The following is a 26,506-nucleotide window of genomic DNA, read 5'->3' on the forward strand; positions in this document are numbered from 1 at the left end:
AAATGTGATCTGAGAAGATTTCTCCAGGCTATCCCCCGAAAATCGGGAGCGAAGCCAGATCGTTGACCGTGACGAACAGCATCAAGGCCAGCACGAATGCCACCCCGGTGCGGATCGCCCATTCCTGACTGCGCACATCCAGCGGCTTGCGGCGAACCATTTCGGCCGCGTAAAATGCCAGATGTCCTCCGTCCAGGCCCGGGATTGGCAGGAGGTTGATGAATGCCAAGTTAATCGAGATAAGCGCCGCAAAGGAGACAAACGCCTCCCAGCCGAGGCTGAACTGCTCGCCCGAATACTTGGCGATCTTGATCGGCCCGCCGAACTCCTTGACCGAGCGCTCGCCCGAGAAGATCTGGCCGATCCCCGAGACCATCAGGTGCATGGTATCGATGCAGTTGCCCACGCCCAGGCCCACCGCCTCGATCACGCCGACCGGCACGCGCGTGCCGGTGTCCGGGCGAATGCCCAGCACGCCGACCCGCACCGGCTTGCCCTGCGCATCGACCGCCGCCATTTCGCCCAGTGTAACCGGCACGACATGGGCCTCGCCCGCGCGCATGACCGTCACCATGACCTGGCGCCCGGCCTGGTTCTCCACCAGCGGGGGGATCTCGTCGAAACTGCGCACGGCATGGTCACCCACCGCGACGATGCGATCGCCGACTTTCAGCCCCGCCTTCTGGGCGGCGGAATCGCCGAAGAATGCACCGATTTTCGGAACGAAGAAGTTGATGCCGAGTTCGCCGACCCGCGACTGGTTGCCGAACCGGTCGGTTTCCGTGCGATCGCCGAGGCGAACCGGCAGGCTGACCTCGCGCCCTTCGCGCAGGACCGTCAGGGTGACGGTACGGCCGGGAAAGGGAATGACCAGTTGCGGCACATCGGTCAGGCTGTCGACATGACGGCCATCGACCGCGACGATGCGGTCACCGATCTCCACGCCCGCCGACTGCGCCGGCGAGCCGGGCAGGAAGTCCGCGACTTCGGGCACGGCCACCGCCTTGCCGTAAGCGGCATAGAAGGCGGCGATGATCAGCACCGCCACGAGGAAATTGGTAAGCGGCCCGGCCAGCACGATCAGCGCGCGCTGCCACAGCGGCTTCACATGGAAGGTGCGCGCGCGTTCCTGGGCCGTCAGGCCATCCTCGGCCGCGCTTGGCGCCGAGGCCGGGTTCATGTCGCCCGCGAACTGCACATAGCCGCCCAGCGGCAGGGCCGAGAGCTTCCAGCGGGTGCCGCGGCGATCGGTCCAGCCCGCCAGTTCCTTGCCGAAGCCGATGGAAAAGGCATTGGCCTTCACCCCGAACAGCCGGCCCACGAGGTAATGGCCCAGCTCGTGCACCAGCACCAGGGGACCCAGCAAAAGCAGGAACGCGAAGATCGTCGTCAGCAGATTGGGCGATCCGGTCAATTCAGGCACACTCCATAGGGCCTAGACGTGAAGTCGCCGACGATCGGCTCACGCAGGTCCCGTCACCATGCTTGCCCTTGCGCGGGCCTCCGCGTCAACCGCCAGCACGTCGTCGAGGCTGGCGGGCGCCGGCGGCGAATAGGCGCCCAGCACATGCTCGACATCTGCGGCAATCCGCGTGAACGGGATCTGACCTGCCAGGAAGGCGGCGACCGCCACCTCGTTGGCGGCGTTGAGCACGGCCGGGATCGCCCCGCCGGCTTCGGCCGCGCCGCGCGCCAGACGTGTTGCCGGGAAACGATTTTCGTCGGGCTGGCGGAAGGTCAGCTCCCCGATCGCGGCAAGATCGAGCGGCGCGCAGGGCGTGTCCATGCGGGTCGGCCAGGCGAGCGCCGAGGCGATCGGCACACGCATGTCGGACGGTCCGAGTTGCGCCAGGGTCGACCCGTCACGGTATTCGACCATCGAATGGACCACGGACTGCGGGTGGACGATGATGCGCAACCGGTCGAGCCCGACCGGGAAGAGATAGTGCGCCTCGATCAGTTCGAGGCCCTTGTTGAACATCGTCGCCGAATCGACGCTGATCTTGGCGCCCATGTCCCAGTTGGGATGCTTCACCGCCTGCGCCGGGGTCGCGGCCTGGAGCTGCTCCCAGGACCAGTCACGGAACGGACCGCCGCTGGCGGTCAGCGTGATGGAGCGCACCTGCGCGATGTCGTTGCCCTGCAGGCACTGGAAGATCGCGTTGTGTTCGGAATCGATCGGCAGCAACGTCGCGCCGTGACGGACGACGGCCGCCATCATCACTTCGCCGGCGGAAACCAGCGCTTCCTTGTTGGCAAGCGCGATCACCCTGCCCTGCTCGATGGCGGCCATGGTCGGCGCCAGGCCCGCACAGCCGACGATGGCCGCAACCGTCATGTCGGCGCCGCGCGCCGCCGCCTCGACCAGCGCCGGCGCCCCGCCCGCGACCTCGATGCCAGACCCGCCGAGCGCCTCGCGCAGCGCCGGCAAGTGCGCCTCGTCGGCAACGACGGCAAGATCGACGGCAAATTCGCGCGCCAGTTTCGCCAGTTCGTCAACGTTGGAGTGGGCGGTGAGTACGGTAACCCGCCAGTCCGCCGGATTGCGGCGCACGAGGTCGAGCGTCGAGGCGCCGATGGAGCCGGTGGCCCCGAGAATGCAGATCGAGCGTTGCGCGGTCATCGCACCGTTACCTTGGCTGGAACGCGATCATGAGGGCGAGCAGGAAAAGGACTGCCAGAAGGCCGTCGACACGGTCGAAGAAACCACCATGACCGGGAATGAAATTACCCGAATCCTTCACGCCCGCACGGCGCTTGAGCCAGCTTTCGAAGAAATCGCCCGCCTGCGCGCAGACCGCCACGAAAATGCCCGTCATCAGGCACTGGGCGAACAGCGGCACGGCGTGGGCCGTCAGATACCAGCACGGCTGCGCACCGAAGCACGAAGGCCCGTCGGCGGCATTGCCCTGCACCAGGACCGAGGCCAGCCCTTCCTGCCAGAGCCGCGCGGCGCCGAACAGCACCAGCGTCGCGCCGAGCACGCCGCCGAGCAGCCCCGACCAGGTCTTGGACGGGCTGATGGCCGGCGCGATCTTGGGACCGCCCAGCGTGCGCCCGGCGAAGTAGGCACCGACATCGACACCGATCACCGTCAGCAGCACGGTCAGCACCGGCGCGAAGCTGAAAGCCGGATTGCGCAGGAACAGCAGCATCGCCGCGCCGACGCCGACATAGAACATGCCCGCAAAGTTCATGAGGCCGCGTGCGGCAGGGCCACCCATCGCCGCGCGCGAGAGCTTGACCCACTCCCACAGCACCCCGAGCGAAACCACGCCGACAAACGCCATCCACACCGGACCGCCCAGCCACAGCGCCGAACCGGCAACCGCCAGCATGACCACCGCCGAGACCGTGCGGACACCGAGGTCGGATTTTTTCCGGGCAGGATCAGCGGCCGCCATAACGCCGCTCCCGCTGCGCGAATTCCTCGAGCGCCGCGCGCAAGTGATCGACATTGAAGTCGGGCCAGAGCACGTCGGTGAAGATCATCTCGGCATAAGCCGCCTGCCAGAGCAGGAAGTTCGAGAGGCGCACTTCGCCCGATGTGCGGATCAGCAGGTCGAGCGGCGGCAGGTCTGCGGTGTCGAGCTCCGCCGCGATCGTCTCGGGCGTGATCGCCCCCTTGGCCGCCGCCCTGGTGGCGGCGCGGGCGATCTCGTCCTGCGAACCATAGTTGAGCGCAACGGCAAGGGTTGTCCCCGTGTTGCCCGCCGTGCGCGCCATCGCGCCTTCGACCAGTTCGACGAGTTCCGGCTTGAAGGCCTTGTAATCGCCGATGATCTTGAGGCGTACGCCCGCCGCCGCGAACTCGTCGAGGTCGGACAGGATGAAGCGCTTCATCAGGCTCATGAGGTCGGAGACCTCTTCTTCCGGACGGCGCCAGTTCTCCGTGGAGAAGGCGTAGAGCGTCAGTGCCTCCAGCCCCAGTTCGCGGGCTCCGCGCACGACGCGGCGCACCGCCTCCACGCCGCGCTGGTGGCCCAGCGCGCGCGGCAGGTGGCGCTTCTTCGCCCAGCGGCCGTTGCCATCCATGATGATGGCAACGTGGCGTACGGCAGCAGGTTCACTCTTCGCCATTCGTCAGACAGTCCTCTCGGAAAGACCGCAAGGCCTCACTTGCCGAGGATTTCCTTCTCCTTGCGGCCGAATTCCTCGTCGAGCTGCTTGATGATGTCGTCGGTCAGCTTCTGGACTTCGGTTTCGCCGCGCTTGCGCTCGTCTTCCGAGATTTCCTTCTTCTTCTCGTCGGCCTTCAGGTTCTCGATCCCGTCACGGCGCACGTTGCGCACGGCGACGCGGGCCTTCTCGGCATAGGAGCTGGCGAGCTTGGCCAGTTCCTTGCGGCGTTCCTCGGTGAGGTCGGGGATCGGCAGGCGCAGCGTATTGCCGTCGTTGATCGGGTTGAGGCCGAGGCCCGCCGAACGGATCGCCTTTTCGACGGGACCGATGTTCGACTTGTCCCAGACCTGGACCGACAGCATGCGCGGTTCGGGCGCCGAGATGGTGGCGACCTGGGTGATCGGGGTGTTGGCACCGTAGACGGTGACCATGATCGGCTCGAGCAGCGCGGTGTTGGCGCGGCCGGTGCGCAGACCCGAAAGGTCGTGCTTGAGCGCGTCGATCGCGCCCTTCATGCGGCGCTCGAGGTCGCCCTTGTCGTACTTGGCCATGGATCAGGCTCCTTTCTGGACGATCGTCTTGGTGCTCTCGCCCGCGAGGACCTTGGCAAGATTGCCCTGCTCGCGGATCGAGAAGACAACGATCGGAATATTGTTGTCGCGGCAAAGCGCAACGGCGGATGCGTCCATGACCTGCAAGTTATCGGCCAGGACAGTGTCGTAATCGACAGTATCGTAACGCTTGGCGTCGGGATTCTTCTTGGGGTCGCTGTCGTAGACGCCGTCGACGCTGGTGCCCTTGAGCAGCGCGTCGCAGCGCATTTCGGCGGCACGCAGCGCGGCACCCGAATCGGTGGTGAAGTAAGGCGCGCCGACACCGGCGGCAAAGATCACCACGCGGCCCTTCTCGAGATGGCGCTCGGCGCGGCGGCGGATCACCGGTTCGCAGACCTGGTCCATCTGCACGGCCGACTGCACGCGGGTTTCCACGCCAAGCTGCTCCAGCGCATTCTGCATCGCGAGCGCGTTCATCACGGTGGCCAGCATGCCCATGTAATCGGCCTGCGCACGGTCCATGCCGCGCGCGGCGCCGGCCATGCCGCGGAAGATGTTGCCACCGCCGATGACGAGGCAGATCTCGAGGCCGGTTTCCTTGGCCGCCTTCACTTCCTTGGCAAGCTCGGCAACGAAATCGGAATCGATCCCGAACTGCTGGCTCCCCATGAGAACTTCACCCGACAACTTGAGAAGGACGCGTTTATAGGGGGTCGAGTTCATGGCCGCACTTCTCCTCGGGGGCTGGTCGGCCCCGGCTTTAGGAGCGCGCAAGGAAATTGCCAAGGGCTTAGAGGCTGTTTGAAAAATGCCCGAAAGGGCATTTTAAGGACGGCACCAGCCCGCTCCCCCACCCGACCGCCCATTGGCAGTATCCTGTGGGTGGTCGGGTGGGGGAGCGGGCTGGTGCCGCGAAATTCGCTTTTCGCGAATTTCCAAACGGGCTCTTACGCCTGTGGATGAGCGTGTCGCAGCCTCCACCCGCCCCTGCCGCAATGCCCTCAATTCCAGTTGGCGGACAGTTCGCGCTCGCGTGCGTCGTAATCGCGCTGCGCCTGCGCCACCATGCCCATGCGCGCCTCGGCCCAGTCGATCATCGCCTGCAGCGCGCCCAGCAGTTCCCTGCCCAGCGGGCTGATCGCATAACTCACCGTCACCGGAACGCTGGGCACGACCGCGCGCAGCACCAGCCCATCGCGCTCCAGCGAGCGCAAGGTCTGGCTCAGCATCTTCTGCGAAATCCCGTCGATCCGCCGCTTCAGCGCATTGAAGCGCATCTCGCCATTGCCGAGCGTGAGCAGGATCAACACGCTCCACTTGTCAGCCACACGGTCAAGCAACTGCCGCGTCGGGCAATTGGCGGCGTAGACATCCGGCGCGCGGAGCGGCGCGGTTTCCTCGGAGTAACCCGGTGCGATCAAGGTGCCTTCTTGCATAGGCGCACTCAATATCACACTTGGTCACCATTGGATACCTAGTGGAGAATCGATATGAAGATTGCAGTCCTCGGCGCCAGCGGCCGCGCCGGATCGGAGATCGTCAAGGAAGCCGCCGCGCGCGGCCATCAGGTCCTCGCGATCGCCCGCAACCCGGACAAGATCGCAGCCATCGCCGGCGTCGCCGCCTGGGCGGGGGATGCCTCCGACCCGGAAGCGCTCGCTGCCCTCATCGCCGGCCAGGATGCCGTCATCAGCGCCCTGCACTTCGACGTGCCCGCCGAAACCCTGCTCGCCGCCCTGCGCAAGGCAGGCGTGCCGCGCCTGCTCGTCACCGGCGGCGCCGCCAGCCTCGAAGTCGCACCGGGCGTGCGCATCATCGACGATCCCGAATTTCCCGAAGAGTGGAAGGCTGCGGCGATGGGCGGCATCACCTTCCTCGACGTGCTGCGCCAGACCGCCGACGTCGACTGGACCTTCTTCTCCCCCGCCGCGCTGATCTTCGAAGGCCCGCGCACCGGAACCTACCGCCCCGGCACCGACCAGCTGGTCACCGACGATGCCGGCGAGAGCAAGATCAGCTTCGCCGACTACGCCATCGCCATGGTCGACGAACTCGAAGCCCACAAGCACAGCCGCGCGCGCTTCACGGCAGCCTACTGAAGCCGGAAACAGACATGGAAAAAGGGCCGGGAAGCCAAAGCTCCCCGGCCCTTTTCTTGTTCGGCATCCGTAAAGGAAAAGCCCGAAGGATCAGCCGGCGACGGCAGCAGCCACTTCGGCCGCGAAGTCGGTGACTTCCTTCTCGATGCCTTCGCCGAGCTGGAAGCGGACGTAGTCCTTCAGCACGATCTTGGCACCGGCGTCCTTGCCGGCCTGGTCGACGACCTGCTGGATCGGGGTCTTGTTGTCCATGACAAAGACCTGCGAGAGCAGCGCGTTGTCCTTGGCGTACTTGGCGATAGCGCCATCGACCATCTTGGCCTGCACGGCTTCGGGCTTGCCCGATTCGGCAGCCTTTTCTTCGGCGATCTTGCGCTCGCGAGCGATCAGCTCGGCGTCGAGACCGTCGGCGTTGAGCGCCAGCGGGAAGGCAGCGGCGATGTGCATCGCGATCTGCTTGCCGAGCGCTTCGAGAACGTCAGCCGAAGCTTCCGATTCGAGAGCGACAAGCACGCCGATCTTGCCGAGGTTCGGCGCGGCAGCATTGTGCATGTAAGGAACGACGAGGCCCTGGGCCACTTCGACGGTCTTCATGCGGCGAACCTGCTGGTTCTCGCCGATGGTCGCGACGTTGTTGGTCAGCGCGTCGCCGACGGTGCCGCCGGTCGGGTAGGCAGCAGCCTTGAGGGCTTCGACGTCGTCGCCGGCAACGCCGAGAGCGACTTCGGTGGTCTTGCGCACGAAGTCCTGGAACTGGTCGTTCTTCGCGACGAAGTCGGTTTCCGAGTTCACTTCGACGGCAACGCCCTTGGTGCCGGTCACGGCAACGCCGACGAGGCCTTCAGCCGCGGTGCGGCTCGACTTCTTGGCGGCAGCGGCCAGACCGCGCGCGCGCAGCGCGTCGACGGCGGCTTCGAGATCGCCACCGGTTTCGTCGAGGGCCTTCTTGCAGTCCATCATGCCGGCGCCGGTGCGCTCGCGCAGGTTCTTCACGTCAGCGGCGGTGTAAGCCATCGCTCAAATCCTCTTGCTTGGGTCTGACCAGTTTCCTGGCCTTCAAATTGCCCGGATCGCACGGCGACCCGGAAATGGAACGCGCGCCAGGCCCATTGGACCCGGCGCGCGACAATTCCATGACGAAAAGTCGTCGCCGGACCTATCAGGCCTCGACAGCTTCCTCGACCGGCACGTCCATGGCGCCGATGTCGGCACCGCTCTGGACGAGCGCGTCACGGCCGCCCTTGGTGGCAGCCTGGGCGATCGCGTCGCAGTACAGGCGCACGGCGCGGCTGGCGTCGTCGTTGCCCGGGATCGGGAACGCGATGCCGTTGGGGTCGACGTTGGTGTCGAGCACGGCGATCACGGGGATGCCGAGGACGTTGGCTTCCTTGATCGCCAGCGCTTCCTTGTTGGCGTCGATCACGAACATCACGTCCGGGATGCCGCCCATGTCGCGGATACCGCCGAGCGACAGCTCAAGCTTGTCACGCTCGCGGGTCAGCTGCAGGACTTCCTTCTTGGTGAGACCGGCGGTGTCGCCCGAAAGCTGCTCTTCAAGAGCCTTGAAGCGCTTGATCGAACCCGAGATGGTCTTCCAGTTGGTGAGCATGCCGCCCAGCCAGCGGTGGTTGACGTAGTGCTGACCGCAAGCGCGGGCGGCCTGGGCGATCGGCTCCTGAGCCTGACGCTTCGTGCCGACGAACAGCACCTTGCCACCGGCCTGGACAGTGGCCTGCACGAACTCGAGAGCGCGCGCGAAGAGCGGCACGGTCTGCGAGAGGTCGATGATGTGGATGCCGTTGCGCGCGCCGAAGATGTACGGCTTCATGCGCGGGTTCCAGCGGTGGGTCTGGTGGCCGAAGTGGGCGCCGGCTTCGATGAGCTGCTGCATGGTGACGACAGGTGCCGCCATAATAGAATTCCTTCCGGTTCGAACCTCTGGAAAGCAGGAACCTGGCGGCTGTCCGAGGACCTTGGCCGTCAAAGCACCGGTATGTGCGCTTTCCATGTGGATTGCCCGAATCGCGCGAGGATCGCGAATTCGATCCCTGCTTCGAGCGGGGCCGCCCTTAGTCCTCTTCGCCCGTTAAATCCAGCCCCAATCGCACCGCTCGGCCCGGCTTGACCGCAAAACCACCGATCGCAGGATCGCACCGCCGAGGAAACCACAGATCGCCCACAAGTTTTCCACAGGGTGACAAGCCGATTGCCCCGCCCTGCACACCGTTCAGGGGTCTGTCCTTCGGGGCCCGGCGAGAGTGTTCCATCGCGAGACAGTGATTGTCTTGCGCTGGACCCCGCGTCCGGCAGCGCCCGCGCGCCGCTAAAACGCTGGAAGTTCAAGAACGTTAGCCGGACCTGCATTTTGGCCTTGACTCAATTTGAACAAAAAGAGAACAGATAGCCAGACGGAACATTGTTAGAACATGAGTCGGTTTTCCACAAGCGGCTACCCCCGGCCAGATCAGCGCCGATGGCTCGAAAGGATTGGACATGACTGCATTTGCTGCCTGCCTCTTCGCCCTCACCGCGCTGGCTTCGGCTTTCGCGATCACCGCCACGCTGCGCCGCTATGGGCACAGCGCGCTTTCGCTCAAGGCACGGCTCGCCGCCTGCCCCGAAGTGCTCACGATCAATTGGGCAATGGTGGAACGCGTACCGGTGCCGACACTTTCCGCGCTCCGCCGCGAACGCGTTATGCGTCGCCGACTTCAGGCGCTGCAGCGCCCGGGACTGGAATGGCCGAACGGCGAGCTTGCCGCCTGACCTTGAGATAGACCGAGATGCCCAGCGGGATCAGCGCCAGATAGACGATGGTGATCACCGCGAGCGTCCACCACGGCTCGACCAGCAGCGCCGCGACGGTAAGCCCGACCACGGCCAGGACACCAAGGCGCAGGCTCGGCGGCGGACGCATCCGCGCCCAGCTGAGCGTCGGCAGGTTGGAAATCATCAGGAAGGCCATCAGCACCATCCACACGCCCACCAGCACCGGGTTGGCAAAGATGGGCTGGCCGCTGGCGATCCACAGATAGAGCGGCAGGAAGCCGAGCCCGGCGCCGAGCGGCGCCGGAACCCCGGTCAGGAAACCGGCCGCCTTGTGGGGCTGGTCCAGCTGATCCATCCGCGAATTGAACCGCGCCAGACGCAGCACGCAGCAGATGGCAAACGCCAGCGCGGCGATCCAGCCCAGGCTGGGGACCTGATGCAGGGTCCAGAGATAGACGATCAGCGCCGGCGCCACACCGAACGAGATCGAATCGGCGAGACTGTCGAGTTCCGCGCCGAAACGGGTCTGCGCCTTGAGCATGCGCGCGGCGCGGCCGTCGATCCCGTCGAGCACGCCCGCCAGGATCACCGCCTGCACCGCCCGTTCGTAGTCGCCGCCGATGGCAAAACGGATACCCGTCAGCCCCGAACAGAGCGCAGCGGCGGTGATCGCGTTGGGAACAAAGACCCGCATCGAGAGCCCGGCGGCAAGCCGGCGGCGCGAACTCAGCCGTTCCGCCATGAAGTCACCGGACTCCTCGGTCACTGCGAAATGCCCTCGATCACCGGGGCGGCGCCGATTTCGGCAAGAATGGTTTCACCGGCAACGATACGCTGGCCCATCAGCACCTTGGGTTCGGTTCCGGCGGGCAGATAGACGTCCACGCGGCTGCCGAAGCGAATGAGGCCGATGCGCTGGCCCGCGGCGATGATGTCGCCCGGCTTCACGAAAGGCACGATCCGGCGTGCCACCAACCCGGCGATCTGCGTGAAGCAGATGCGCTGGCCGTCGCCGCGCTCGATCAGGATGTGCTGGCGCTCGTTCTCTTCACTCGCCTTGTCGAGGTCGGCGTTGAGGAACTTGCCCGGGATGTAGATCACCCGGCGCACCGTGCCGCCAATCGGCGCACGATTGATGTGCACATCAAACACGCTCATGAAGATCGAGATGCGCGTCACCGGCTCGGTCGAGAGCGGCTCCGCCCCGCTGCCGTCCTCGACGGTCAGTTCGCGCGGCGGCGGCACCTTGCCGATCAGCGTGACGAGGCCGTCGGCAGGCGCCACGATGAAACGATCGTCCTGCGGCGTGACACGCACGGGATCGCGGAAGAAGGCCAGCACGCAGTACGTGAGCAGGACCAGCGGCAGACCGACAAGCGGCCCGAGCGCGATCCACCCCACGAGCGCGATCGCTCCGGCAATGGCACCGAACTTGCGACCTTCGGGATGAACCGAGGGCCAGCTCCAGGACGCTTCGCCGCGTCCCTGATTATCGAGAATATCTCCAGGCATGTTGCCCCTCTAAAGCATTTACGCCCCCGGTGGAAACACCTGCCGATTCGGAAAATCCGGCAAAACAGGAACCTGCCGTCCGAAACGGACAAGGCGCCGGATCCGGGCACGGCCAGGCCGATGCCGGAACAGCCACAATAATCATTACTTTGGGAGGCCCCGAAGGGAATGCTCTATGCGATGAGCGACTGGTGGTGGACAGGGCTGGATTCGAACCAGCGTACGCTTGCACGGGCAGATTTACAGTCTGCTGCCTTTAACCACTCGGCCACCTGTCCACACCAGTTGCTGGCGGCGGAAAACCGTTCCCTGAGGAGCGGAACCCGCAGTGTTTCGAAGCGCCGTTGCCAGTGCCTCGCTGCCGAGGAGGGCGCCTATGTAGAACCTGGCCTTGCCTGTCAATGGGGGTACTGGCAGGAGCGGCACAGATTTTTTCAAAAAGGATATTTTCATGAGCAATCGTAGCGACCGGGACGGCGCAAAGCCCGGAAAGGCGCTGCGCGGGCGCGCTGGCCGGATGAAGAACGGACGCGGCAGCGGTCGCGCAAGCACCGGAATGGTCCGCCTTTGGGGCCGTCATGCGGTGGAGGCGGCCCTCAAGAACCCCGATCGCAAACATAGAAAGCTGTGGGCAACTCGCGAAGGCGTCGAATCTCTCGACGGCGAACTGCCCACCGATTTCCCGGTAGAGTGGGCACAGCCCGCCGATCTCGCCCGACTCGTCGCCCGTGACGCGCCGCACCAGGGCCTCGTGCTCGAATGCGAGCCGCTCGACGACATCTTCATCGACGACGTTCTCGACGGTGATCCCTCTCGCCCGGTCGTCGTGCTCGACCAGGTGACCGACCCGCACAACGTCGGTGCCATCATGCGCTCGGCCGTCGCGTTCAATGCCTGCGCCATCGTCACCCAGGACCGCCATGCCCCGCCCGAATCGGGCACGCTGGCCAAAAGCGCCTCGGGCGCGCTCGAAGTGCTGCCCTGGGTCCGCGTGGTGAACCTCGCCCGTGCGCTCGAGGAGATCGCCGAGGCCGGTTACTGGCGCATCGGCCTTGACGGCGGCACCGAGACAACCCTGGGCGAAGCTCTGCCCGCCGGTCCGGTCGCGCTCGTGCTTGGTGCCGAAGGCGACGGCATGCGCCACAATATCGTCCAGCACTGCGACGCAATCGCCAAGCTGCCGATCAGCGAGGCCATGGAAAGCCTCAATGTCTCGAACGCGGCCGCCATCGCCCTCTACGCCGTGGCAACCCGCCCCGAGGCCTGAGGCGCCGTGGTTCGCGCAATCCGGGAGACGACATGACTTCGTGCGACATTTCATCCCGTCCCCGCTCTCCGGCGCCCTCTCCCGAGGCATCCCGCAATCCAGCCCGGCGCATCGTTGCCGGGCTGGCGGTTGCCGGACTGGCCTTGCTGGTGGCGGCCTGCATCTTCGTGCCGGGCAAGTTCACCGCGCAGCTGGACCTGCGGAACGATCGCAGCTTCCGCTTCGCCTATAGCGGCGAGATCGTGATGATCCCGCTGCAAAAGGCGAAGGAGGCGGGCTTCACGCCGGATGCCTGCCACGACGACAACTACGACGAGCGCCCCTGCACCGCGGACGAACTCGCCAAGCAGAAAAGGTCGTGGGAGGAGTCGCGCGCGCAGAAGGCCAAGAGCGACGCGCAGGCGGCAAAGGCGCTGCTCGGCGGCATCGACCCCAACGACCCGCGCGCGGGCGAGGACGTCGCCGCCAAGCTGCGCCGGCAGGTCGGCTGGAACAAGGTGGTCTACAAGGGCGACGGGCGTTTCGATGTCGACTTCGCCATCCAGGGCAGGCTCGACCACGATTTTGCCTTCCCCACCGTCGAAGGGCTGGCGATGGCCAATCCTTTCGTGCAGCTTTCGCTGCGCCAGGACGGCAGCGTGCGGATGGATGCCCCCGGCTTCGGTCCGTCCAAGGGCGCGGACGGCATGATGGGCGCCATGCTCGCCGGAATGGGCGACAGCAGCAGCAACGGCAGCAGCAGCACGGGGCCTGCCGATGGCCCGAACGAGGCCGACGGCACGTTCACCGTGCTCACCGATGGCGAGATCCTTGCCAACAACACGGACGAAGGCCCGCAAGCCGCCCCCGGGGGGCGCAGGCTGGTCTGGGCGGTCAATCCGCGCACGCCGGCAGCGCCCACCGCGCTGGTGAAGCTGAAGCCGTAACCCCGCAAGGGAAAGGGACGCTCCCAAGGTGCCCCTTGCCATCTCCCCCTCCCCGAACGCAAAAACGCCGCGCCAACCCGATGGTTGGCGCGGCGTAATGTCTTCAGCCTGCGAGGCGCGACAGGCTGCCGGAGCGCTGCTTAGTTGACAGCGTCCTTGAGGCCCTTGCCGGCCTTGAACTTCGGCTGGGCCGAAGCCTTGATTTCCATCGGCTCGCCGGTGCGCGGGTTACGGCCGGTCGAAGCCTTGCGCTTGGCGACCGAGAACGTGCCGAAACCGACCAGGCGCACTTCGTCACCCTTCTTCAGCGCGCCGGTGATGGCGTCGAAAACGCTTTCAACAGCCTTGGTAGCGTCGCTGCGGGTCAGGCCGCTCGAGTCTGCGACCGCGCCGATAAGATCGTTCTTGTTCATTATGGGTACCCCCTAACCTTTCAGTGGAAATAGGATGCGATGGGATAGAACTGGATTCGCCTCTGAATGGCGACGGAATTGAGCCGTTTTTCAGGACGCTGTCAAAGCCTAAACAGGCCGAAAACGCCCTGTTTATCGTGTTTTTCCGCCTCTCAGTTGACGTTTTGGTCAATCCCGCGACGAAGACGCCGCAATGCCCCTGCCCCGGCCCGCCGAACCGGGTGGTCAGGACGCGATTCGCACCTGTGCCAAAATCCGCTCTCCACCGGGCATCTTGCGATTCGCCACATGAAATCAGCTAGCTGCATCGGCTAATCGACAAAGCGCCGCTGCGGTAAAGACACGTTTGCGCCAGACGCAAAAAAGGCGGCTCGATGGATCGAGCCGCCTCTCAAGCTGCCCGGCCCCGAAGAGCCGGTCATATCGCCCGGGCTTACGCCTTGGGTTCGTTGACCCGGCGCTCGGCGATACGGGCGCGCTTGCCGGTACGACCACGCAGGTAGTACAGCTTCGCACGACGCACGACGCCGCGACGGACAACCGTGATCGAATCGATGTTCGGCGAGTAGAGCGGGAATACGCGCTCGACGCCTTCACCGAAGCTCATCTTGCGGACGGTGAAGTTCGAACCCATGCCACGGTTCGAACGCGCGATGCACACGCCTTCGTAAGCCTGGACGCGGGTACGGGTGCCTTCAACCACCTTCACGCCGACGCGGACGGTGTCGCCCGGACGGAAGGTCGGGATATCCTTGGCGGCCTTGGCAATTTCCTCGGCCTCGATCTGCTGAATCAGGTTCATGAACCTAAGTCCTCGTTTTTGCGCCGCGCACCAGAGGCAGACTGGCCCCGAACGTCACTGCGACGTTCCCAAAGGTCCGGCCTGCGTGACCGTGTATCTTCCTCCGCCTGCCGTTTCCGCCAGGCGGCGATCTTCGCATGATCCCCCGATCGCAGCACTTCAGGGATCGTGCGCCCTTCCCACTCGGTGGGTCGGGTATATTGCGGGTATTCGAGAAGACCGTCCTCGAACGATTCCTCGGTCCCGCTGGAAGCGGCGCCCATTACGCCGGGGAGCAGCCGAATGCAAGCGTCAAGCAGCAGGATCGCCGCCGGTTCGCCGCCCGAAAGCACCGCGTCGCCGACCGACATCTCCTCCACCTGGCGCCCTTCGAAGATGCGCTCGTCAAAACCCTCGAAGCGGCCGCACAGGATGGTGACGCCCGGCCCTTGCGCCAGTTCGCGCACACGCGCCTGCGAGATCGGCTTGCCGCGCGGGGTCATGGCGATGATCGGCGCGTCCGGATTGATCGTGCGGGCATGGTCGATGGCGGCGGCCAGGACGTCGACCTTGAGCACCATCCCGGCACCGCCGCCGGCCGGCGTATCGTCGACGGTGCGGTGCCTGTCGGTGGTGAAGTCGCGGATGTGGACCGGGTTCATGGCCCACTTGCCTTCGGCAAGCGCCCTGCCCGCAAGGCTGATGCCAAGCGTGCCGGGGAACATCTCCGGGTAGAGGGTGAGGACGGTGGCGTTGAAAGTCATGTGAATATGTCTGCTTCGGGTACGGGCGCGTTGCGCCGTGCCAGATAGACTGTGCCCCCCGCTGTCAACACCCCTCCGACAAAACCGGCCAGCGCGATCTGCAGGCCGCCAAGGGCGGTATCCCGATCCTCGTCGCACCGGTCGATCACGCATTGCCGCGGCGTCGAGGTGAACGTCAGCACAAACACGAGCAGGCATGGCACCGCGATCAGGGCAGCCAGCGGCGAGGCCGACACCAGCACGATCCGGCGCCGCGACCACTCCTTGCGCCAGCGCAGCAGCACCCCGGCAAACAAGACCGGGAACAACAGGAAAAGCAGGCCAAGCAGATAGATCATGGAAGCTCCCGATCCCGGGCGAGCCGCCCCGCCAGCACGCCGGACCGCCGAGCGATGCAAGAAAGGCCGCCCCGAAGGGCGGCCTTTCCTTTATTCTTCCGCAAAAGCCGCGTTGACGACAATGCGTTCGTGATCCCACTCGGGAACGGCGGCGGTGGTCATCGGCACCATGAAACGGCGCCGTTTTCCATCCTCGCCTACCGGACGCTCGATCTCGATCACGTCGCCGGCGCCGAAGTTCTCGACCCCGATGCAGGTGCCGAGGTCGTCACCCGCGTCGGAAACGGCGCGCAGGCCCAGAAGGTCGGCGTGATAATACTCGCCCTCCTCCAGTTCCGGCATCGACGCGCGCGGGACGGTGAGCGCGGTGCCGCGCAGCTTCTCGGCAGCCGTGCGATCCGGCACTTCCTCGAAACGCGCAATCGCACCGCCCTTGCCGTCATCGCGCAGCTTGACGAGCGTCAGAGTGGAATCCCTGCCCATTGACTCGTTGAAGGCGCGGTAGCGCTTGAGCGCCGCCACGCCTTCACCGAACAGCTTGAGGCGAACCTCGCCCGTCACGCCGTGCGCGCCAGTGATGGCAGCAAGCGTGACGGGGCGGTCTTGACCAGCCATCTGGATCTAACCTGAAGCTTAGGCTTCGGTCGATTCCTCAGCGGCTGCTTCAGCAGGCGCTTCTTCAGCGGCCGGAGCGGCAGCAGCAGCGGCGGCAGCTTCTTCAGCTTCGCGCAGCTTTTCAGCCTTTTCTTCAGCGCGGTCCTTGGCCTTCTGGCCCGGCTCGCCCTTCTTGGCGTTCACGGTGGCGGCGCGTTCCTTGATGCCGGCCTTGTCGAGCAGGCGGGCAACGCGGTCGGTCGGCTGGGCGCCAACGCCGAGCCAGTAACGCACGCGGTCTTCGACCAGACGGACGCGGTTTTCGTCGTCCTTGGCGAGGATCGGGTTGTAGGTGCCGACCTGCTCAAGATACTTGCCGTCGCGCGGAGCGCGCGAGTTGGAGACGACGATCTTGTAGTAAGGACGCTTCTTCGCGCCACCGCGCGACAGACGGATCGAAACGGACATTGTTCTACCTTTCCTTCAAATCTTCAAAAATTACTTCTTCAGAAACTTGCTGAGATCGGGACCGCCGAGACCGGGCATACCGCCGGCGCTACCGCCACCCAATCCGGGCATGGCAGCATCGAGACCGCCCTTGCCGAACATCGCGGCCAGCCCCTTGAGGCCGCCCATCTTCTTGATCTGCTTCATGGCCTTGGACATCTCGAGGTGCATTTTCAGCAGCTTGTTGACGTCCTGGACATTGGTGCCCGAACCGTTGGCGACGCGGATCTTGCGCTTGGCGTTGAGCAGCGCGGGATTGGCGCGCTCCTTCGGCGTCATCGAACCGATGATCGCATCCATGCGCAGCAGAACGCGGTCGTCCATGCCCGAGGCCTGCATCGCCGCCTTGGCCTTCTTCATGCCCGGCATCATGCCGGCCAGCGCGCCAAGGCCGCCCATCTTCTGCATCTGGCTGAGCTGCATGCGCAGGTCGTTCATGTCGAACTTGCCCTGCTCCATGCGCTTGGCCAGCGCTTCGGCTTCCTCGACCTTGACCGCTTCGGCCGCCTTTTCGACGATCGAGACGATATCGCCCATGCCGAGGATACGGTTGGCGACGCGGCTGGGGTGGAAGACCTCGAGGGCCTCCATCTTTTCGCCGATGCCCGCGAACTTGATCGGCTTGCCGGTGACGGCCCGCATCGACAGCGCCGCACCGCCGCGCGCATCACCGTCCATACGGGTGAGCACGACGCCGGTCAGGTCGACTTCGCCGGCGAACGACTGCGCAACGTTGACCGCGTCCTGACCCGTCAGCGAGTCGACCACCAGCAGCGTTTCACGGGGCGTCGAGATGGCGGCAACCGCCTTCATCTCGTCCATCAGCTGCGTGTCGACGTGGAGACGGCCGGCGGTGTCGAGCAGCAGCACGTCCACGGCCTGAAGGCGAGCCGACTGCATCGCGCGGGTGGCGATCTCGGTCGGCTGCTGGCCGGCGATGATCGGCAGGGTGGCGACGCCCACCTGCTCGCCCAGGACACGAAGCTGTTCCTGCGCCGCCGGACGGTTGACGTCCAGCGAGGCCATCATGACCTTCTTGCCCTGCTTCTCCTTGAGGAGGCGGGCGATCTTGGCGGTGCTGGTGGTCTTGCCCGAGCCCTGCAGACCGACCATCATGATGACGACGGGCGGAACCGCTTCCAGATCGAGTTCGGCGGTCTGGTCACCGCCGAGCATCTCGATCAGCGCGTCATTGACGATCTTGACGACCTGCTGGCCGGGCGTGACCGACTTCAGGACCGACTGGCCGACAGCCTTTTCAGTGACCTGATCGATGAAGCGGCGCACGACGGGGAGCGCGACATCGGCTTCGAGCAGCGCGATGCGCACTTCGCGCATGGCATCGCGAACGTCCTGCTCCTTGAGCGCGCCGCGGCCACGCAGCTTGTCGAAAACGCCACCAAGACGATCCGAAAGGCTGTCGAACATGCCTAACTCCACTTTTGACCGACCGCTGGGTCAGCCAGAACGCCAAAAACGCCGGTGGGCGAAACCTCGCTGACCGGCGTGACGGAAACCTTATGCGAAAAACGCCGGCGGACGAAACCTCGTCGGCCAGCGTATCGCGTTCCCGCGAAACTGATATGTCGAAATAGCCCGGCAAAAATAAATTTGAAAGGCTGTTTCGGAAGAAATGGTGGAGCCTAGCGGGATCGAACCGCTGACCTCCTGCATGCCATGCAGGCGCTCTCCCAGCTGAGCTAAGGCCCCATTCACTTCACCGGATCGACCTGGGAGGTTTGATCCGATCCCGCTGCGGCAGCGTGTGCCTCCGCTTGGGAGGCCGCCCTCTAGATGGGGTTCTCCGGGCTGGCAAGAGGAAATTTTCACCGACCTGTCATTTTTTGAACGGCGGCCGAAAAAACGATCCGCGCCCCCTCCCCATCCACCCCCGCTCATCCTGAGCCTGCCAAAGGATGGAGGCCCGGCGCGGCGCCGCCGGGGGCTTCGACACGCTCAGCCTGAGCGGGTTGAGCGTATTTCCCGCAAAGGAATCGGGGGCAATCGCCGCAGAAACGAGAAAGGGCGCGGCCACCGAAGCGCCGCGCCCTTTCCTGAAACAGATCGCCCCAGATTACTGGCCGAGCCTTACTCGTCGCGGTCGCCGTCGTCGTCGCCGGCGCCGATGCCGAGATCGTCGTCACCGCCGAGGTCGACGTCGTTGTCCGGCGAATCGCCGTCGTCGTCGATGTCCAGATCGTCGTCGGCGAGATCCGCATCCTCGGTCTCGACGGCTTCCTTCTTCTGGATTTCCTCATAGGGAATCGGCTGCTTGGACTTCAGCACCGGTTCCGGGTGCCACGAATGGCCGCACTCGATGCAGGTGACCGGGTCATCCTTGCCCAGGTCGTAGAAGCGGGTGCCGCATTTCGGGCAGCCGTGCTTGGCGCCCCACTCAGGCTTTGCCATGAAATGTCCTCATTACTGCGCGCCCGAAGAGTACGGGCGAGAATTCCGTGTCTTGATGGGAGGGCCGGCGCGCAAAATCAAGCGTCCCGGCCACATCAGGGCGCGCGCCTTGCCATAGGCCGCAGCCGCTGTCAAAAGCCCGGCGATTTTGCGCCCCGCCAATCGGAAAGAAGCACGCCCGTGAGCCACGACAGCACCACCCCCATGCGCCCCCGCCGTTTCCTGCCCGCAGGACCGCTCAAGGGCAGGATTCGCGTGCCGGGCGACAAGTCGATCAGCCACCGCTCGATCATGCTGGGCGCGCTGGCGGTCGGCGAAACCCGCGTGACCGGCCTGCTGGAAGGCGAGGACGTGCTGGCCACCGCCGCCGCCATGCGGGCGATGGGCGCCAGTGTGGAACGCATTGGCGACAGCGAGTCCGGGGGCGAATGGCGGGTGAACGGCGTCGGCGTCGGCGCCCTGCTCCAGCCCGAGGGCCCGCTCGACATGGGCAATTCCGGCACTTCGACCCGCCTGCTGATGGGCCTTGTCGCCAGCCACCCGATCGAAGTCAGCTTCACCGGCGACGCCTCGCTCTCCAAGCGCCCGATGGGCCGGGTGATCGATCCGCTTTCGGAAATGGGCGCCAGCTTCGAAGCCAGCGAGGGTAGCCGCCTGCCGCTGATCGTGCGCGGCGCCGCGCCGGCCGTGCCGATCACTTACCGCCTCCCGGTCGCTTCCGCGCAGGTGAAAAGCGCCATCCTGCTGGCCGGCCTCAACACGCCCGGCACCACCACCGTGATCGAGCCGGTCCCGACCCGCGACCATTCCGAACGCATGCTCAAGGGCTTTGGCGCCGACCTCACCGTCACCGTGGAGGCGGACGGCACCCGCATCATCACCATCAAGGGCGAGGCTGAACTCAAGCCCCAGGTGATCGACGTGCCGGGCGACCCCTCCTCGGCCGCCTTCTTCATCGTTGCCGCGCTGGTGACGCCGGGCAGCGAAGTGGTGATCGAGAACGTCGGCCTCAACCCCACTCGCGCAGGCCTTGTCGAAGTGCTGCGCCAGATGGGCGGCCAGATCGAGTTCCTGAGCGAACGCGAAGTCGGCGGCGAGCCGGTGGCCGACCTGCTGGTCAGGCACTCCGCGCTCAAGGGCATCACCGTCGATCCCGCCATCGCGCCTGCCATGATCGACGAGTTCCCCGTCCTCTTTGTCGCCGCCTCGCTGGCCGAGGGCGTCACCGTCACCAGCGGGCTCGACGAACTGCGCGTGAAGGAATCGGACCGCCTCGCCGCCATGGCCGCCGCGCTGACGCTGGCCGGCGCAAAGATCGAGGAGCGCGAGGACGGCCTTGTCATCACCGGCACCGGCGGCGCCCCGCTGCCCGGCACCGCGGCGGGCGCGCAGGTCACCACCCATCTCGACCACCGCATCGCCATGTCGATGGCGGTCGCCGGGCTTGTCAGCAGCGGCGGCGTGGAAGTGGACGACACCCGCCCTATCGCCACCAGCTTCCCCAACTTCGAGGCGCTGCTGGCCAGCCTCGCGGGATAAAGCCTTTCCTCCGGTGGACAGTGCCGACATAGCCCACCGGGGGAGCAGTCCGCCGGGAGACAGTCTTCCGCGAGACAGTCTCCCGCGAGACACCCTTTTCGGCAGGCCACTACCCCGTCCCCCGAGCCACACGGTTACCATTCGACAAGGTTCGCGCGCCTAGCCTCTCGGTGAAGGGAGGCCATCATGACATCGATTCGGACCTGTCGTGCAGCGCCGATCCAGCGGCATCACAGCCTGCGCCGATGGCTCGGCGCCCTGCCCCTGCCCTTGCTTGCGGCATTGACCCTGATCCTGCCGCTGGTCGGCGCCAGCATCGGTATCGCGGTGGTCATGCTGGCCTGGCTGGCGCGCGATTCAGGGCGTTTCGAGCAGGAACTGATCGACCTCTACGGCCCCGACAGCCCGGAACTGACCAGCCCGGAGCCCTGAACCCGTTCTTGACGCCGCTATTGCCGCCACTCTTGCCACTCGCCTGCCAAGCCGCCATGACCGCGCGATGATTATCGCCGTAGACGGACCCACCGCATCGGGCAAAGGCACTATCGCCAAGGCCCTCGCCCACCATTTCGGACTGCCCCACCTCGACACCGGCCTGCTCTACCGCGCGGTCGGCCGCCAGTGCTTCCTCGATGGCGGCAACCCCGACGATCCCGTCGACGCCCTTGCCGCCTGCACTTTCCCCGAAGGCCTGCTGGAAGACCCAGAACTGCGCTCCGAAGCCAGTGGCGGCCTGGCAAGCCGGGTCTCGGTCCACCCCGCGGTGCGCCAGGCGCTCTACGAACGCCAGCACGCCTTCGCGGTCCAGCCCGGCGGCGCCGTGCTCGACGGGCGCGACATCGGCACCGTGATCGCCCCGGAAGCGGAGGCCAAGCTGTTTGTCGTCGCCTCGGTCGAAGCCCGCGCCCAGCGCCGCTTCCTCGAAATGCAGGCGCATGGCCGCGACGTCACCCTGGAGGCGATCACCGCCGACCTGGCCGCCCGCGACGAACGCGACCGGGGGCGCAAGGACGCGCCGCTGATCGCCGCTGACGACGCCATCGAGATCGACACCTCGGAACTGAAGCGCGAGGAAGCCATCGCCGCGGCCATTGCCGCCGTGGATGCGCTCCGGGTCGATTAAGCGCCTTTCGGATACGACGAAACCGCGCCGCATCCGCCTATTTCCTTGCATTTCACCCCCCATGCGCGTAGGGGCCGCCGGTCTGGAGAACCGCCTGGTTCGACAGACGCCGTGGACGGCATTCGGCCCCCACGGCGGTTCGGCCCTTTTGGCCCGGGTTTCGCATGGTGCGAAACGCGGAGGAAAGACCGGCGGATCAAACCGCCAGGCCGGAAAAAACTAAACAGGATTAAACCTTTAATGGCTACTTCTGCCAATCCGACTCGCGACGATTTCGCGAAGATGCTTGACGATCAGCTCGGCGGTGTCGCCGATGACGGCTTCGAAGGCCGCGTCGTCAAGGGTACCGTCACTGCCATCGAAAACGACAAGGCCGTCATCGACGTGGGCCTGAAGAGCGAGGGCCGCGTTGCCCTGCGCGAATTCGCCCGCGGTGAAGGCGAGCACGGTCTCAAGGTCGGTGACGAAGTCGAAGTTTACGTCGACCGCGTCGAGAACGCCGACGGTGAAGCGATGCTGTCGCGCGACCGCGCACGCCGCGAAGCCGCCTGGGACAAGCTCGAGAACGAATTCGGTGAAGGCAAGCGCGTCGAAGGCGTGATCTTCGGCCGCGTCAAGGGCGGCTTCACCGTCGACCTCGACGGCGCCGTTGCGTTCCTCCCCGGCTCGCAGGTCGACATCCCCCCCGTGCGCGACGTCACCCCGCTGATGGACGTGCCGCAGCCCTTCCAGATCCTGAAGATGGACCGTCGCCGCGGCAACATCGTCGTGTCGCGTCGCGCCGTCCTCGAAGAAACGCGCGCCGAACAGCGCAGCGAGCTGATCGACAAGCTGAGCGAAGGCCAGGTCATCGAAGGCGTCGTCAAGAACATCACCGACTACGGTGCGTTCGTTGACCTCGGCGGCATCGACGGCCTGCTCCATGTCACCGACATGAGCTACAAGCGCGTCAACCACCCGAGCGAAGTGATCGCCATCGGCGACACCGTGAAGGTGCAGATCATCCGCATCAACCAGGACACCCAGCGCATCAGCCTCGGCATGAAGCAGCTGGAAAGCGATCCGTGGGAAGGCGCCGCCGTCAAGTACCCCGTGGGCGCCAAGCTCACCGGCACCGTCACCAACATCACCGAATACGGTGCGTTCGTGGAACTGGAAGCCGGCATCGAGGGCCTTGTCCACGTTTCGGAAATGTCCTGGACCAAGAAGAACGTCCACCCCGGCAAGATCGTCTCGACCTCGCAGGAAGTCGAAGTGGTCGTTCTCGAAGTCGATTCGGACAAGCGCCGCATCTCGCTCGGCCTCAAGCAGGCTCAGCAGAACCCCTGGGAAGCCTTCGCCGAGAAGCACCCCGTCGGTTCGACCGTCGAAGGCGAAGTCAAGAACGCGACCGAGTTCGGTCTGTTCATCGGCCTCGACGGCGACGTGGACGGCATGGTTCACATGTCGGACATCGCCTGGGGCATCTCGGGCGAGGACGCGCTGGCTCTGCACCGCAAGGGCGAGCAGGTTTCGGCCGTTGTGCTCGACGTCGACGTCGAGAAGGAACGCATCAGCCTCGGCATGAAGCAGCTTGAGCGTGGTGCTCCGGCAGCTGGCGGCGTTGCCGCTTCGGCCGGCGGCAGCTCGCTGCGCCGCAACGAAGTCGTCACCGTCACCGTTCTCGAAGTTCGCGACGGCGGCCTGGAAGTCCAGGCTGGCGACGATGGCGCCACCGGCTTCATCAAGCGTTCGGACCTCGGCCGCGACCGCGACGAACAGCGCCCCGACCGCTTCCAGGTCGGCCAGAAGCTGGACGCCATGGTCACCGGTTTCGACCGTTCGAAGAAGCCGACCTTCTCGGTCAAGGCTCGCCAGCTTCACGAAGAAAAGGAAGCTGTCGAACAGTACGGTTCGTCGGACTCGGGCGCTTCGCTCGGCGACATCCTCGGCGAAGCTCTCAAGAACCGTTCGTAAGCCGAGCCCAGGAATGCAGGCGACATTCGCATCGCAAATGGCAGCCTGCATTCCGCTCGGGGCGAAGGCCGGCCAGCGGGCACAGCCCGTCTGACGTCACGGGATTTACTCCCGTGACGGCCTCCCCGCCCGAACAGTCGAGCTTCACCGCGAGGTGAACCAGTAAAGGCCCGTCCGGAGAAATCCGGGCGGGCTTTTGCTTTGGGCGTCATTCGCTACATAGGCCTCCAAGGAGAGACCCCATGCTCGAAATCCATCAGTTCCCCTGCCTCAGCGACAACTACGGCTATCTGCTGCACGATTCCGCCAGCGGCGAGACGGTCTGCATCGATACGCCTGACGCCGATGAATATCTGAAGCAGGCCGCCGCCAAGGGCTGGCAGATCACCCAGATCTGGAACACCCACTGGCACCCGGACCACGCCGGCGGCAACGGCGCCATCAAGGCGGCGACCGGCTGCACGATCACCGCGCCCGAGGGCGATGCCGGCAAGATCGCGGGCGTCGACCGCCGCGTCGATCAGGGCGATACGGTGAAGATCGGCGACTGGACCGCGCAAGTGCTCGACGTCGGCGGCCATACGCTCGGCCACTGCGCCTACTGGCTGCCCGAGCCAAGAATCGCCTTCGTCGGCGATTCGGTCTTTGCGCTCGGCTGCGGCCGCATGTTCGAGGGCACCGCGCCGCAGTTCTGGGAAAGCCTCCTGCGCATCAAGGCGCTCCCCGCCGATACCCTGCTCTACTGCGCGCACGAGTACACCGCCGCGAACGCCAGGTTCGCGCTCCATGCCGACCCGGACAACGCCGAACTCGCCACTTATGCCGAGGACATCACCCGCGCCCGCGCCGCCGGCATGCCGACCGTGCCCGCCAGATTGGGCCGCGAACTGCTGACCAACCCGTTCCTGCGCGCCGACGATCCGGCCTTGCAGGCGCGCTGGGGGGGCCATGATGCGGTGACAACCTTCGCCGCGCTGCGCGAAGCCAAGAACACCTTCTGATCCCCATGACCTTGCGCAAGTCCGCCTCTCTCCTCGCGCTCGCCGCCCTGCTGGCGAGCGCCGCTCCGGCCATGGCATCCAGCATGATCGTCACTTCTCCGCAGCCCCTGCCCGCCGCGCACGACGTGCCGCGCGTGTTCCTGGGCGGCAGCATCGACATGGGCAGCGCCACCGACTGGCAGGCCGATCTGATCGCGGCGCTGTCGGGCGAGAACGTGGTGATCCTCAACCCGCGCCGGCCCGACTGGAACCCGGCATGGAAGCCCGAGGCGAGCGAGCCGGAATTCCGCCGTCAGGTCGAATGGGAACTCGCCGCGCTGGAAAGCGCCGACGTCATCGTCATGTACCTCGCCCCCGGCACGCAGAGCCCGGTGAGCCTCCTCGAACTCGGCCTCCATGCGCGCGGGGGCAAGCTTATCGTGCTCTGCCCCGAGGGCTTCTGGCGCAAGGGCAACGTCGACATCACCGCCGCGCGCTATGGCGTCACCCAAGTGGCGACGATCGACGAACTGCTGAAGGCGGTGCGTCAGCGCGTTCACGGTTGGAAAAAGTAACCGGGACCGGTCACTTCGGGAAACCGGTCGCCCCCGCCGTGGCAGGGGCGACGATACGGTCAGGCCCCGGGCCTCGACCTCACGCGTAAACGAGCCGCACCTTGCCCGCAGCCTCGGCCGCGACCCGGCGCGCCGCATCGCTGTCCCCGGCCAGCGCCAGTGCAACGCCCATACGGCGATAGGGGCGCGTCACGGGCTTGGCGAAGAGGCGCAGGTCGACCGCGCCGCCCGGCGTCGCCAGGGCATCGGCAAGCCCCTCGAAAGCGAAATTCTCGCTGTCCCGGTCAGCCAGGATCACCGCCGAGGCACTAGGGCCATGCAGCACGACCTCGGGGATCGGCAGGCCAAGGATCGCCCGTGCATGGAGGTCGAACTCGGAGAAGTTCTGCGAGATCAGCGTGACCATGCCGGTATCGTGCGGACGCGGCGAGAGTTCCGAGAAGATCACCTCCTCGCCCTTCACGAAGAACTCGACGCCGAACAGGCCGTAGCCGCCCAGATCGTCCACCACCTTGCGCGCCATGTCCTGCGCGGCGGCAATGGCGGCCGGCGCCATCGGGGTGGGCTGCCAGGATTCCTGATAGTCGCCGCGCTCCTGCCGGTGGCCGATGGCCGGGCAGAACGACACGCCCTCGCGGCTGCGTACGGTGAGCAGCGTGATCTCGTAGTCGAAGGCGACAAATTCCTCGACGATCACCCGCTTGCGGTCACCGCGCATGTTGGCGACGGCGTAGTCCCACGCCTTCTCCAGATCGGCGGCGTCGCGCACCGTGCTCTGGCCTTTGCCGGACGAGGACATCACCGGCTTGATCACGCAGGGCAGCCCGGTGTGCTCGGCACCGGCCAGCACTTCCTCAAGGCTTTCGGCGTAGCGATAGCGCGAGGTGCGCAGGCCCAGTTCGACGGCGGCCACTTCGCGGATGGCATCGCGGTTCATGGTCATCTGCGTGGCGCGCGCGGAGGGCACCACACAGAAGCCTTCCGCCTCCACTTCGGCCAGCACTTCGGTGCGGATCGCCTCGACTTCGGGGACGATGAAGTCCGGCTTGTGCTTCTCGATCGCGGCGCGCAGGCGCTCGCCGTCGAGCATCGAGAAGACCTCGAAGCCGTCCGCCAGCTGCATCGCCGGCGCGCCTTCATAGGCGTCGCAGGCGATCACTTCGCAGCCCAGGCGCTTGGCCGAAATGACGAATTCGCGCCCCAGCTCGCCCGAGCCGAGCAGCAGGATCTTCGCGGTATATGCCATGACGGCCAGTCCTTTCGATGGGGGTTTTGCGG

30 protein-coding genes and 2 tRNA genes are annotated in these 26,506 nt (G+C 65.7%); 10 read left to right on the forward strand and 22 right to left on the reverse strand.

Going from position 1 to position 26,506, the window contains the following annotated elements; translation table 11 throughout:
- Nucleotides 1-28 precede the first annotated feature (28 nt).
- From rseP to CA833_RS00490, 7 genes are all read right to left on the reverse strand, one after another.
- The gene (rseP, locus tag CA833_RS00460; RefSeq protein ID WP_207078887.1) at nt 29-1,414 is read right to left on the reverse strand and encodes an RIP metalloprotease RseP; all 1,386 of its coding nucleotides are present in this window, start codon (nt 1,412-1,414) and stop codon (nt 29-31) included.
- Nucleotides 1,415-1,462: 48 nt separating this feature from the next.
- A complete protein-coding gene (locus CA833_RS00465; protein WP_207078888.1) occupies nt 1,463-2,623 on the reverse strand; it encodes a 1-deoxy-D-xylulose-5-phosphate reductoisomerase in 1,161 nt (386 codons plus the stop codon).
- Between the two features lie 7 nt (nt 2,624-2,630).
- Entirely contained in the window at nt 2,631-3,404 is a 774-nt protein-coding gene (locus CA833_RS00470) for a phosphatidate cytidylyltransferase (protein ID WP_207078889.1), read from the reverse strand.
- On the reverse strand, nt 3,391-4,080 hold the full coding sequence (uppS, locus tag CA833_RS00475) for a polyprenyl diphosphate synthase (RefSeq protein ID WP_142632802.1): 690 nt from the start codon (nt 4,078-4,080) through the stop codon (nt 3,391-3,393). Before uppS ends, CA833_RS00470 begins: the two co-directional genes overlap by 14 nt.
- Nucleotides 4,081-4,115: 35 nt before the next feature.
- Nucleotides 4,116-4,673: a ribosome recycling factor gene (frr, locus tag CA833_RS00480; RefSeq protein ID WP_142632800.1), complete on the reverse strand. Its 558-nt coding sequence runs from the start codon at nt 4,671-4,673 to the stop codon at nt 4,116-4,118.
- A gap of 3 nt (nt 4,674-4,676) precedes the next feature.
- Nucleotides 4,677-5,399, reverse strand: coding sequence for a UMP kinase (gene pyrH / locus CA833_RS00485; RefSeq protein ID WP_142632798.1), 723 nt, complete (start codon nt 5,397-5,399; stop codon nt 4,677-4,679).
- 278 nt (nt 5,400-5,677) lie between these two features.
- Entirely contained in the window at nt 5,678-6,112 is a 435-nt protein-coding gene (locus CA833_RS00490) for a helix-turn-helix domain-containing protein (protein WP_142632796.1), read from the reverse strand.
- A gap of 54 nt (nt 6,113-6,166) precedes the next feature.
- On the opposite strand from CA833_RS00490, the gene CA833_RS00495 reads away from it, so the two are divergent.
- Nucleotides 6,167-6,775, forward strand: a complete 609-nt coding sequence (locus CA833_RS00495; RefSeq protein ID WP_207078890.1) for an NAD(P)-dependent oxidoreductase — start codon at nt 6,167-6,169, stop codon at nt 6,773-6,775.
- Between the two features lie 90 nt (nt 6,776-6,865).
- On the opposite strand, the gene tsf is transcribed toward CA833_RS00495, so the two are convergent.
- Nucleotides 6,866-7,789 (reverse strand): translation elongation factor Ts, encoded by a 924-nt coding sequence (gene tsf, locus CA833_RS00500; protein ID WP_142632792.1) that lies wholly within the window; start codon nt 7,787-7,789, stop codon nt 6,866-6,868.
- 145 nt (nt 7,790-7,934) lie between these two features.
- Nucleotides 7,935-8,687: a 30S ribosomal protein S2 gene (gene rpsB, locus CA833_RS00505; protein WP_142632790.1), complete on the reverse strand. Its 753-nt coding sequence runs from the start codon at nt 8,685-8,687 to the stop codon at nt 7,935-7,937.
- Nucleotides 8,688-9,268: 581 nt separating this feature from the next.
- Between rpsB and CA833_RS00510 the strand changes: the two genes are divergently transcribed.
- Nucleotides 9,269-9,541 (forward strand): hypothetical protein, encoded by a 273-nt coding sequence (locus CA833_RS00510; RefSeq protein ID WP_142632788.1) that lies wholly within the window; start codon nt 9,269-9,271, stop codon nt 9,539-9,541.
- Here the strand turns inward: CA833_RS00510 and CA833_RS00515 are convergent.
- The 3 genes from CA833_RS00515 to CA833_RS00525 form a co-directional block, all read right to left on the reverse strand.
- The gene (locus CA833_RS00515) at nt 9,471-10,286 is read right to left on the reverse strand and encodes a phosphatidylcholine/phosphatidylserine synthase (RefSeq protein ID WP_207079881.1); all 816 of its coding nucleotides are present in this window, start codon (nt 10,284-10,286) and stop codon (nt 9,471-9,473) included. The two genes, CA833_RS00510 and CA833_RS00515, sit on opposite strands and share 71 nt — an antisense overlap.
- Before the next feature lie 20 nt (nt 10,287-10,306).
- Nucleotides 10,307-11,056 (reverse strand): phosphatidylserine decarboxylase, encoded by a 750-nt coding sequence (locus CA833_RS00520; RefSeq protein ID WP_142632786.1) that lies wholly within the window; start codon nt 11,054-11,056, stop codon nt 10,307-10,309.
- Between the two features lie 192 nt (nt 11,057-11,248).
- Nucleotides 11,249-11,334: transfer RNA gene (locus tag CA833_RS00525), tRNA-Tyr, on the reverse strand.
- A gap of 173 nt (nt 11,335-11,507) precedes the next feature.
- Here CA833_RS00525 and CA833_RS00530 point away from each other — a divergent pair.
- Together CA833_RS00530 and CA833_RS00535 are read left to right on the forward strand one after the other, a co-directional pair.
- A complete protein-coding gene (locus tag CA833_RS00530) occupies nt 11,508-12,323 on the forward strand; it encodes an RNA methyltransferase (RefSeq protein WP_142632784.1) in 816 nt (271 codons plus the stop codon).
- Between the two features lie 32 nt (nt 12,324-12,355).
- Entirely contained in the window at nt 12,356-13,249 is an 894-nt protein-coding gene (locus CA833_RS00535) for a hypothetical protein (protein WP_242526190.1), read from the forward strand.
- Nucleotides 13,250-13,389: 140 nt separating this feature from the next.
- On the opposite strand, the gene CA833_RS00540 is transcribed toward CA833_RS00535, so the two are convergent.
- The 9 genes from CA833_RS00540 to CA833_RS00580 all read right to left on the reverse strand — a co-directional run bounded on the left by CA833_RS00540 (nt 13,390) and on the right by CA833_RS00580 (nt 19,055).
- Nucleotides 13,390-13,662, reverse strand: a complete 273-nt coding sequence (locus CA833_RS00540; protein WP_142632782.1) for an HU family DNA-binding protein — start codon at nt 13,660-13,662, stop codon at nt 13,390-13,392.
- A gap of 433 nt (nt 13,663-14,095) precedes the next feature.
- On the reverse strand, nt 14,096-14,464 hold the full coding sequence (gene rplS / locus CA833_RS00545) for a 50S ribosomal protein L19 (protein ID WP_142632780.1): 369 nt from the start codon (nt 14,462-14,464) through the stop codon (nt 14,096-14,098).
- On the reverse strand, nt 14,461-15,207 hold the full coding sequence (gene trmD, locus CA833_RS00550) for a tRNA (guanosine(37)-N1)-methyltransferase TrmD (RefSeq protein ID WP_207078891.1): 747 nt from the start codon (nt 15,205-15,207) through the stop codon (nt 14,461-14,463). The genes rplS and trmD overlap by 4 nt, the downstream gene beginning before the upstream one ends.
- Nucleotides 15,204-15,545, reverse strand: a complete 342-nt coding sequence (locus CA833_RS00555; protein WP_207078892.1) for a hypothetical protein — start codon at nt 15,543-15,545, stop codon at nt 15,204-15,206. Before CA833_RS00555 ends, trmD begins: the two co-directional genes overlap by 4 nt.
- A 90-nt stretch (nt 15,546-15,635) precedes the next feature.
- Nucleotides 15,636-16,160: a ribosome maturation factor RimM gene (gene rimM, locus CA833_RS00560; protein WP_142632776.1), complete on the reverse strand. Its 525-nt coding sequence runs from the start codon at nt 16,158-16,160 to the stop codon at nt 15,636-15,638.
- Nucleotides 16,161-16,178: 18 nt separating this feature from the next.
- Nucleotides 16,179-16,607, reverse strand: coding sequence for a 30S ribosomal protein S16 (rpsP, locus tag CA833_RS00565; RefSeq protein ID WP_086493416.1), 429 nt, complete (start codon nt 16,605-16,607; stop codon nt 16,179-16,181).
- Nucleotides 16,608-16,637: 30 nt separating this feature from the next.
- Complete coding sequence (gene ffh / locus CA833_RS00570) at nt 16,638-18,074, reverse strand: signal recognition particle protein (protein ID WP_207078893.1); 1,437 nt, start codon at nt 18,072-18,074, stop codon at nt 16,638-16,640.
- A gap of 206 nt (nt 18,075-18,280) precedes the next feature.
- A tRNA-Ala gene (locus CA833_RS00575) sits at nt 18,281-18,356 on the reverse strand.
- A gap of 378 nt (nt 18,357-18,734) precedes the next feature.
- Entirely contained in the window at nt 18,735-19,055 is a 321-nt protein-coding gene (locus CA833_RS00580) for a TIGR02300 family protein (RefSeq protein WP_142632774.1), read from the reverse strand.
- Between the two features lie 204 nt (nt 19,056-19,259).
- Between CA833_RS00580 and aroA the strand changes: the two genes are divergently transcribed.
- The 6 genes from aroA to CA833_RS00610 all read left to right on the forward strand — a co-directional run bounded on the left by aroA (nt 19,260) and on the right by CA833_RS00610 (nt 25,228).
- Nucleotides 19,260-20,594: a 3-phosphoshikimate 1-carboxyvinyltransferase gene (aroA, locus tag CA833_RS00585; RefSeq protein ID WP_207079883.1), complete on the forward strand. Its 1,335-nt coding sequence runs from the start codon at nt 19,260-19,262 to the stop codon at nt 20,592-20,594.
- 186 nt (nt 20,595-20,780) lie between these two features.
- The gene (locus tag CA833_RS00590; protein ID WP_207078894.1) at nt 20,781-21,026 is read left to right on the forward strand and encodes a hypothetical protein; all 246 of its coding nucleotides are present in this window, start codon (nt 20,781-20,783) and stop codon (nt 21,024-21,026) included.
- A gap of 67 nt (nt 21,027-21,093) precedes the next feature.
- On the forward strand, nt 21,094-21,717 hold the full coding sequence (locus CA833_RS00595; protein WP_207078895.1) for a d(CMP) kinase: 624 nt from the start codon (nt 21,094-21,096) through the stop codon (nt 21,715-21,717).
- A gap of 240 nt (nt 21,718-21,957) precedes the next feature.
- A complete protein-coding gene (gene rpsA, locus CA833_RS00600) occupies nt 21,958-23,673 on the forward strand; it encodes a 30S ribosomal protein S1 (protein WP_207078896.1) in 1,716 nt (571 codons plus the stop codon).
- A 242-nt stretch (nt 23,674-23,915) separates the two neighbouring features.
- Nucleotides 23,916-24,674, forward strand: coding sequence for a hydroxyacylglutathione hydrolase (gloB, locus tag CA833_RS00605; protein ID WP_207078897.1), 759 nt, complete (start codon nt 23,916-23,918; stop codon nt 24,672-24,674).
- Nucleotides 24,675-24,679: 5 nt separating this feature from the next.
- Entirely contained in the window at nt 24,680-25,228 is a 549-nt protein-coding gene (locus tag CA833_RS00610; protein WP_242526191.1) for a nucleoside 2-deoxyribosyltransferase domain-containing protein, read from the forward strand.
- Nucleotides 25,229-25,307: 79 nt separating this feature from the next.
- Here CA833_RS00610 and purT read toward each other — a convergent pair whose 3' ends face one another.
- Nucleotides 25,308-26,474 carry a formate-dependent phosphoribosylglycinamide formyltransferase gene (gene purT, locus CA833_RS00615; protein WP_207078898.1) on the reverse strand — a complete coding sequence of 389 codons (1,167 nt, stop codon included), beginning with the start codon at nt 26,472-26,474 and terminating at the stop codon, nt 25,308-25,310.
- Nucleotides 26,475-26,506: the final 32 nt, after the last annotated feature.

Source organism: Novosphingobium sp. KA1, from assembly GCF_017309955.1.
In the GTDB taxonomy this organism is placed as follows: Bacteria; Pseudomonadota; Alphaproteobacteria; order Sphingomonadales; family Sphingomonadaceae; genus Novosphingobium.

Excerpts from the sequence above, each read along its gene's own strand:
- CA833_RS00465 (WP_207078888.1), bottom strand. The coding sequence starts at position 2,623 with ATGACCGCGCAACGCTCGATCTGCATTCTCGGGGCCACCGGCTCCATC.
- CA833_RS00470 (WP_207078889.1), bottom strand. The coding sequence starts at position 3,404 with ATGGCGGCCGCTGATCCTGCCCGGAAAAAATCCGACCTCGGTGTCCGC.
- uppS (WP_142632802.1), bottom strand. The coding sequence starts at position 4,080 with ATGGCGAAGAGTGAACCTGCTGCCGTACGCCACGTTGCCATCATCATG.
- frr (WP_142632800.1), bottom strand. The coding sequence starts at position 4,673 with ATGGCCAAGTACGACAAGGGCGACCTCGAGCGCCGCATGAAGGGCGCG.
- pyrH (WP_142632798.1), bottom strand. The coding sequence starts at position 5,399 with ATGAACTCGACCCCCTATAAACGCGTCCTTCTCAAGTTGTCGGGTGAA.
- CA833_RS00490 (WP_142632796.1), bottom strand. The coding sequence starts at position 6,112 with ATGCAAGAAGGCACCTTGATCGCACCGGGTTACTCCGAGGAAACCGCG.
- CA833_RS00495 (WP_207078890.1), top strand. The coding sequence starts at position 6,167 with ATGAAGATTGCAGTCCTCGGCGCCAGCGGCCGCGCCGGATCGGAGATC.
- tsf (WP_142632792.1), bottom strand. The coding sequence starts at position 7,789 with ATGGCTTACACCGCCGCTGACGTGAAGAACCTGCGCGAGCGCACCGGC.
- rpsB (WP_142632790.1), bottom strand. The coding sequence starts at position 8,687 with ATGGCGGCACCTGTCGTCACCATGCAGCAGCTCATCGAAGCCGGCGCC.
- CA833_RS00510 (WP_142632788.1), top strand. The coding sequence starts at position 9,269 with ATGACTGCATTTGCTGCCTGCCTCTTCGCCCTCACCGCGCTGGCTTCG.
- CA833_RS00515 (WP_207079881.1), bottom strand. The coding sequence starts at position 10,286 with ATGGCGGAACGGCTGAGTTCGCGCCGCCGGCTTGCCGCCGGGCTCTCG.
- CA833_RS00520 (WP_142632786.1), bottom strand. The coding sequence starts at position 11,056 with ATGCCTGGAGATATTCTCGATAATCAGGGACGCGGCGAAGCGTCCTGG.
- CA833_RS00530 (WP_142632784.1), top strand. The coding sequence starts at position 11,508 with ATGAGCAATCGTAGCGACCGGGACGGCGCAAAGCCCGGAAAGGCGCTG.
- CA833_RS00535 (WP_242526190.1), top strand. The coding sequence starts at position 12,356 with ATGACTTCGTGCGACATTTCATCCCGTCCCCGCTCTCCGGCGCCCTCT.
- CA833_RS00540 (WP_142632782.1), bottom strand. The coding sequence starts at position 13,662 with ATGAACAAGAACGATCTTATCGGCGCGGTCGCAGACTCGAGCGGCCTG.
- rplS (WP_142632780.1), bottom strand. The coding sequence starts at position 14,464 with ATGAACCTGATTCAGCAGATCGAGGCCGAGGAAATTGCCAAGGCCGCC.
- trmD (WP_207078891.1), bottom strand. The coding sequence starts at position 15,207 with ATGACTTTCAACGCCACCGTCCTCACCCTCTACCCGGAGATGTTCCCC.
- CA833_RS00555 (WP_207078892.1), bottom strand. The coding sequence starts at position 15,545 with ATGATCTATCTGCTTGGCCTGCTTTTCCTGTTGTTCCCGGTCTTGTTT.
- rimM (WP_142632776.1), bottom strand. The coding sequence starts at position 16,160 with ATGGCTGGTCAAGACCGCCCCGTCACGCTTGCTGCCATCACTGGCGCG.
- rpsP (WP_086493416.1), bottom strand. The coding sequence starts at position 16,607 with ATGTCCGTTTCGATCCGTCTGTCGCGCGGTGGCGCGAAGAAGCGTCCT.
- ffh (WP_207078893.1), bottom strand. The coding sequence starts at position 18,074 with ATGTTCGACAGCCTTTCGGATCGTCTTGGTGGCGTTTTCGACAAGCTG.
- CA833_RS00580 (WP_142632774.1), bottom strand. The coding sequence starts at position 19,055 with ATGGCAAAGCCTGAGTGGGGCGCCAAGCACGGCTGCCCGAAATGCGGC.
- aroA (WP_207079883.1), top strand. The coding sequence starts at position 19,260 with ATGCGCCCCCGCCGTTTCCTGCCCGCAGGACCGCTCAAGGGCAGGATT.
- CA833_RS00590 (WP_207078894.1), top strand. The coding sequence starts at position 20,781 with ATGACATCGATTCGGACCTGTCGTGCAGCGCCGATCCAGCGGCATCAC.
- CA833_RS00595 (WP_207078895.1), top strand. The coding sequence starts at position 21,094 with ATGATTATCGCCGTAGACGGACCCACCGCATCGGGCAAAGGCACTATC.
- rpsA (WP_207078896.1), top strand. The coding sequence starts at position 21,958 with ATGGCTACTTCTGCCAATCCGACTCGCGACGATTTCGCGAAGATGCTT.
- gloB (WP_207078897.1), top strand. The coding sequence starts at position 23,916 with ATGCTCGAAATCCATCAGTTCCCCTGCCTCAGCGACAACTACGGCTAT.
- CA833_RS00610 (WP_242526191.1), top strand. The coding sequence starts at position 24,680 with ATGACCTTGCGCAAGTCCGCCTCTCTCCTCGCGCTCGCCGCCCTGCTG.
- purT (WP_207078898.1), bottom strand. The coding sequence starts at position 26,474 with ATGGCATATACCGCGAAGATCCTGCTGCTCGGCTCGGGCGAGCTGGGG.